This is a genomic window from Parafrankia sp. Ea1.12 (assembly GCF_900465275.1).
Classification (GTDB): Bacteria; Actinomycetota; Actinomycetes; order Frankiales; family Frankiaceae; genus Parafrankia; species Parafrankia soli.
The window spans coordinates 1-5,729 of sequence record NZ_UBIZ01000595.1 but is presented as its reverse complement, the minus strand read 5'-3'; the positions used below and the strand labels follow the sequence as shown (position 1 = coordinate 5,729).

General features: G+C 69.0%; 3 protein-coding genes and 2 pseudogenes. 2 read left to right on the top strand and 3 right to left on the bottom strand.

Translation table 11 applies throughout. The features are described 5' to 3' along the window. Nucleotides 1-124: 124 nt before the first annotated feature. From FMEAI12_RS32650 to FMEAI12_RS39385, 3 genes and pseudogenes are all read right to left on the bottom strand, one after another. A complete protein-coding gene (locus FMEAI12_RS32650) occupies nt 125-2,080 on the bottom strand; it encodes a PASTA domain-containing protein (protein ID WP_112109018.1) in 1,956 nt (651 codons plus the stop codon). 1,129 nt (nt 2,081-3,209) lie between these two features. Continuing rightward, entirely contained in the window at nt 3,210-3,917 is a 708-nt protein-coding gene (locus FMEAI12_RS32640) for an FMN-binding negative transcriptional regulator (protein WP_235014949.1), read from the bottom strand. Between the two features lie 33 nt (nt 3,918-3,950). After that, nucleotides 3,951-4,085: pseudogene (locus tag FMEAI12_RS39385) on the bottom strand (pentapeptide repeat-containing protein); the annotation flags it as partial. Between the two features lie 245 nt (nt 4,086-4,330). Here FMEAI12_RS39385 and FMEAI12_RS32630 point away from each other — a divergent pair. Continuing rightward, nucleotides 4,331-5,524, top strand: a complete 1,194-nt coding sequence (locus FMEAI12_RS32630) for a cytochrome P450 (RefSeq protein ID WP_112109016.1) — start codon at nt 4,331-4,333, stop codon at nt 5,522-5,524. 77 nt (nt 5,525-5,601) lie between these two features. Next, nucleotides 5,602-5,729, top strand: a pseudogene (locus FMEAI12_RS32625) (SDR family mycofactocin-dependent oxidoreductase); the annotation flags it as partial.

The following is a 5,729-nucleotide window of genomic DNA, read 5'->3' as shown; positions in this document are numbered from 1 at the left end:
AACGATATGCCCGCTTCACCACCCGAGAACCCACACCCGACAGAATAGCCAACTTCCCTGCCGCCCCGTTGTTGATGCGCTAACCCTGCCCTGAAGGACAGGGCTTGCGCGCCACGTGTCCCGGTCACCACGACCATGACTGACCGTCGCTGGGTCTCGGTCGAGGAGCGGGCGCTCCGGACGAGACGGTGAGCGTAACCGTCGAGCCAACCGCTACGCGCTGGCCGGCGCCGGGCCTGCTTCTGATGACCTGGCCTGCGGGGACCCGTGTGCTGGTCTCGAAGGTCCCGTTGACGGTGAGGCCGAGGTTCTTCAGGCGCTGGCGGGCGGTGCCATAGATCTGGCCTTCGAGTCCGGCCGGAATCACGACGGTGGCCGGTCCGGAACTGACGACCAGCGCGACCTCGCTCCCGCGTGCGACGCGTTGTGGATGTGCGGGGACGCTTCGGATCACCTGACCGGAGAGTCGATCGTCACTGAGCTCGGTGGACGCCGTCACCACGAACCCCGCCGAGGTCAGGGCGCTTTTGGCCTCCTCCTCGGTGCGCCCGACGACATCGGGGACCTCGACCTGCGCGCTCCCGGAACTGAGGGTCAGCCGCACCGCACCGCCTGCGGGGACTCGCCGACCATCGGGCGGATCCTGGGCAACCACCTGACCAGCGGCGACCACGTCGCTGGTCACTGCCTCGGCTCGCACCGGGCGCAGCCCGAGAGCCCGCAGCGCTTCCTCGGCGTCGGCGACCGCGCGACCTGTCAGTAGAGGTACGGCCACCATGGGTGATGGCTGCGCGCCGTCCGCCCTCGGCGAGGAACCGGGACCGCCGGCCTCTCCAAGGGCGAGCAGGACGCCCAGAAGCACGAGCACCCCGACAAGTCCCAGGGCGACGATCTCCCGCCGGCTACCGTCCGCCAACGATCCGCCGAATGTGCTCAGCAGCCTCCACGCTCGGACCCGGCGCCGCGTCGGGACCGTCGGCGTGACGCCTGGGCCCGAGGGCTCTGGCCCTGGGACACCCGCGGAGCCGACGCTGAGGCCAGGACCGCCAACTCCAGGCGCCACGAAGTCGCTCGGTGCCATCGACGCGGTCTCATCGGCCTGAGCGGCGTCGTCGACCTCGATCGACCTTTCAGGCGCGGCGGCCGGGAGGTCGGTTCCGGAATCGGAGGCGCCCACCATCGTGGTGTCGGCGTCGATCTCGGTATCGGTTTCGGAGGTGACGTCGGTCTCGTCCGTCGACACCGCCGGCAGGGGTGAGACGACCACTGGTGAAGCCTGGGTCGCCGCGGTCAGCAGCAGGTTGTAGAGCTCCTGAGCGGATGGGCGTGCCGCGGCTTCTGAGCGCATCGCCGCAGCGACGACCGCGAGCAGGGGCCTGGGGATACCGCTCAGGTCCGGCCGCTCGTGCACCACCCGGTAGAGCAGTACCTCGGGCCGACCGGTGCCGAACGGCGGCCGGCCGGTGGCCGCGAAGACCACGACGCCACCCCAGGCGAACACGTCGGCGGCGGGGTCCACCCCCTCGCCGCGGGCCTGCTCGGGTGCCATGAACGCCGGTGTGCCGGTCGATGTGCGCGAGAGCTGGGTGGTGCCGTCGAGGGCATGAGCGATACCGAAGTCGATGACGAGCGGCCCAGCTCCGGACAACATCACGTTTGATGGCTTCAGATCGCGGTGCACCATCCCCGCACCGTGAATCGCCGTCAGCGCCGTGGCGACGGCGATCGCGATCCGTTCGAGCTGCGCGGCACCGAACGGTCCGCCGCTGTTGACCGCGTCCCACAGCGTCGGGCCGTCGACATACTCGGTGACCAGGAACGGCCGGCCAGCGTCCGCCCCGACGTCAAGCACCTCCGCTGTGCAGAAGCGGGCGACCCGTCGGGCGAGCTGGGCCTCTCGATGGAACAGGCGGAGGAACTCCGGATCCGCGGCGAGGTCGGATCGGACGACCTTCACCGCCACCTGCCGCCCGGCCGGTGAGCGGCCCAGGTAGACGCTACCCATGCCTCCACGCCCCAGTAACCCGAGGAGCTGGTAGTCGCCGATCCTTGTCGGTTCCTCCGCCGACAGCGGCACCATCGGCCGGGTCAGCTCTGATCGGTTCGCGGCGGGGCGTTCGTCAGGGGATGCGGCTTCCGTATGAGCGTGGTCGGATGCCGTCGGTCCTGGGGATCCCACCGCCGGCGCTCCGGTTTCGCGGCTGGCCCCGCTCCCGTCGGTCTCCTGGGTGTCTTCCGTGCCGTGGATGTCTCCGGCCTCGTCGGACTCCGCCTGACCGTCAGCGGGTGAAATCACCGGCACTCCGCCGCATCACAAGCACAGCTTGCCTCCCCCCGAGGGCCCTGACGTCGATGATGTTGCGCCGTATCCTTATCACGGCGACATCACGCTCCGGTCGGAGGCTTGCCACGAGCACCGACCTGGCGTCCTCCATCCGAGTTGCCGAAGTCCATCCTGCCCGACAGCGACCAACCTCGCCGAGGCGCACCGGGCAGTGAGTGATCCGGATCAGGCGAACGCAGAGCCCGCCGGGGCGTCGGTAGACACGGCGCCGATTGATCGTGAAGGCTAGGTCCATGAGGCTGGCCGAATTGGATCGGCCGGTAGTCGAGTTCGCCTGTCGCCCCGGGCGGAGTTCACCTGCTCTTGTGTCAGTCCCCGAGCATCGCTGAGGTCCGCCCCTTCTATCCCGGCCCGCGTCAGGTTTGCCGCGCCCAGCCAGGCTTCGGTGAGGCTGCCGCGAGGAGCTCGGAGCCCGCGCAGTCTGGCGGGGCCGGTGAGATCAGCGCCGTCGAGGTCCGCCCGGGGGATGCTTCGACGGATGGGCAGCCGGGCCAGAACCGTGACGGCCGCATGTACGTCCGTCGCTTGGATACCAGACGCCCATAACAGAGAGTGCTGCGCCTGCCACGGCGATTCCAGCGCTGATCAACAGCCAGCGCCGGCTATTCTGCCGGCGCGTTCCCCTGTCGTTGACCACCAGCAGAGTTCTACGCGATGAGGGTCTCCCCGTTACGGCGAATTGATCAGATTTCAGATCATCGGCCCGGCGACACGCGGAATGTTGTGCTCCGGTCGACAACCAAGGGGTGCTTCCGCGACACGAGGGGCTCGACAACCCGGCCAGCGGGAACGCGGTCGCTTCCTATACGGCGTCCGACATGCCGCCAACCCTGCTTGCGAGCAGGCCACGGACCAACCCGGGGTGTCAGTTCTGCCCAGGTGGCCGGGGTTGCATGAGGTCGGCGATGGCGGCAGACCCTGCGTCGGGTTCCCCGCGCAGCCCCGCGATGGCCCCGGCGCGGTCGGCGGGGGAGCGGTTCTGGCTGAGTTTCTCCTTCGCCGTCACCGACGCGACGGCGAGTTCGAAGCCGACGATCGTCCGCAGCAGACCGGCCACGAAGTCGGGCGGGGCGTCGTCCACAGCCCAGGGCTGTTCCCGGTGCTGTTCGTGCCGGTCGGTGAGTCGGGTGACGATGCCACGGAGCTGTTCGGGGTCGTGGTGGAACGTGACGGGTCCGCTGAAGTGGATCGCGGTGTAGTTCCAGGTCGGGACGACCCGTCCGTGTTCGGTCTTGGCGGCGTACCAGGACGGTGAGATGTAGGCCTGCGGCCCGTGCACGATCGCCAGCGCTGCGCAGCCCGGGGACGCGGTCCGCCACTGCGGGTTCGCGTGGGCGAGATGCCCCAGTAGCCGTCCGTGCGGCGCATCAGGTCGGCTCGGGGTGCGATCCCAGATGATCGGGACGAGGGTGGCCACCGGCTGGGTGCCGCTGACGGTGACGAGGTCGGCTGCTCCCGCGGCCGCAACGCAGCCAGCGACCTGGTCGAGGTCGGTGAGGGCGAAGGCGCGGGGCACATACACAGAGCCCAGGCTACGAGCCGGATCCCGCCCATCCCCGCGGGCGACGTTCACCTGCTCCTGCGTCAGGCCGTGGGCGCCGGTGAGATCCGCCCCACCCAGCCGAGCACGGGTGAGGGTTGTGCTGCCCAGTGCGGCGCCAGGGAGAACCGCCCCACCCAGCAGCGCGCCGGTGAGGTTGGCGCCGCGACCCGGCGGTCCGCGTCCGGAGAAGTGAAACAGCAGTGCCCCGTCCTGCCGGACGCCGTCGTCGGAGGCGGACCGGCGGTAGTCGCCCTGGTTTCACCTATCCTGCCGGCGAGTAGTCGGGTGATCGCCATCCGTGTCGCGAGTTCGTGGGTTCTTCTCCCGGTGAGCTGGGCGTATTGACAGCGGCGTCCCATCAAGTTAGAACGACCGTTAAAATTTCGTTTTCGGGTCGTGGCTGACCGGCCGCGGCGCGGCGCCGATCGAAGGAGGCTCGCCAGATGAGTCGTAGCGGTCCGGTCTACTGGGATCCCTTCGACCGCGATATCGCCGGCGACCCCTACCCGGTCTACCAGCGGCTGCGCGCGGAGGCGCCGCTCTACTACAATGACCGGCACGACTTCTACGCCCTCAGCCGCCACGAGGACATCGACCGTTGCCTGACCGACTGGAAGACGTTCTCGTCGGCCCGCGGGCCGATCCTGGAAATCATCAAGGCTAACGTCGAAATTCCGCCGGGCACGTTGCTGATGGAGGACCCGCCGGCCCACGACATCCACCGCGCTCTTCTCGCGCGCGTTTTCACCCCGCGGCGGGTCACTTCGCTCGAGCCGCAGGTCCGGGACTTCTGCCGGCGCAGCCTCGACAGACTCGTCGACGTCGACAGCTTCGACCTCATGGCGGAGTTCGCCAACGAGGTGCCGATGCGCGTGATCGGGATGCTGCTCGGCATCCCGGAGTCGGACCAGCCGGCGATCCGCGAGCGCGCGGACGCGAAACTGCGCACCGAGCCGGGGCAGCAGATGAAGGTGTCCCAGCAGGCACTCATGGACTCGGACCTGTTCGCGGAGTACATCGACTGGCGGGCCGAGCATCCGTCGGACGACCTGATGACGGAGCTGCTGCGCGCCGAGTTCGAGGACGAGGCCGGCGAGACGCGGACGCTGACCTGTGAGGAGATCCTGACCTACATCACCGTCCTGGCCGGCGCCGGCCAGGAGACGACGGCCCGGCTGATCGGCTGGCTGACGGTGCTGCTGGCCCGGTACCCCGACCAGCGCGCGCAGCTGGTGGGCGATCCGCGGCTCATCCCGAACGCGGTCGAGGAGACGCTGCGGTTCGAGCCGACCGGTCATGCCATCGCCCGCTACGTCACGACCGACGTCCAGTTACACGGCCGCACCGTACCCGCCGGCAGCGCGATGATGCTTCTCATCGCCTCGGCGAACCGGGACGAGAACAGCTGGTCGGACCCTGACCGGTTCGACGTCCACCGCAGAACCGGTCACCTTCGGACCTTCGGCCTCGGAACCCATTACTGCCTGGGAGCCGCGCTGGCCCGGCTTGAAGGCAGGGCGGCGCTCGAGGAGATCCTGAGACGCTTCCCGCGATGGGACGTCGACTGGGAGAATTCCGCGCTTTCGTCGACGTCGACGATGCGCGGCTGGGAGACGCTGCCGATCACCGTCGGTTAGCCCGAGCCCCGCCCATTCCCACGGCATGGCTCGCCCGCACACCACACCACACCACACCACGACTCAGGGAGACGCAGATGGGAAAGCTCGACGGCAAGGTCGCGTTCATCACCGGCGCGGCACGCGGTCAGGGTCGTAGCCACGCGGTCCGGTTAGCGCAGGAGGGTGCCGACATCATCGCGGTGGACATCTGCGCCCAGATGGA

Excerpts from the sequence above, each read along its gene's own strand:
- FMEAI12_RS32650 (WP_112109018.1), bottom strand. The coding sequence starts at position 2,080 with ATGGTGCCGCTGTCGGCGGAGGAACCGACAAGGATCGGCGACTACCAG.
- FMEAI12_RS32630 (WP_112109016.1), top strand. The coding sequence starts at position 4,331 with ATGAGTCGTAGCGGTCCGGTCTACTGGGATCCCTTCGACCGCGATATC.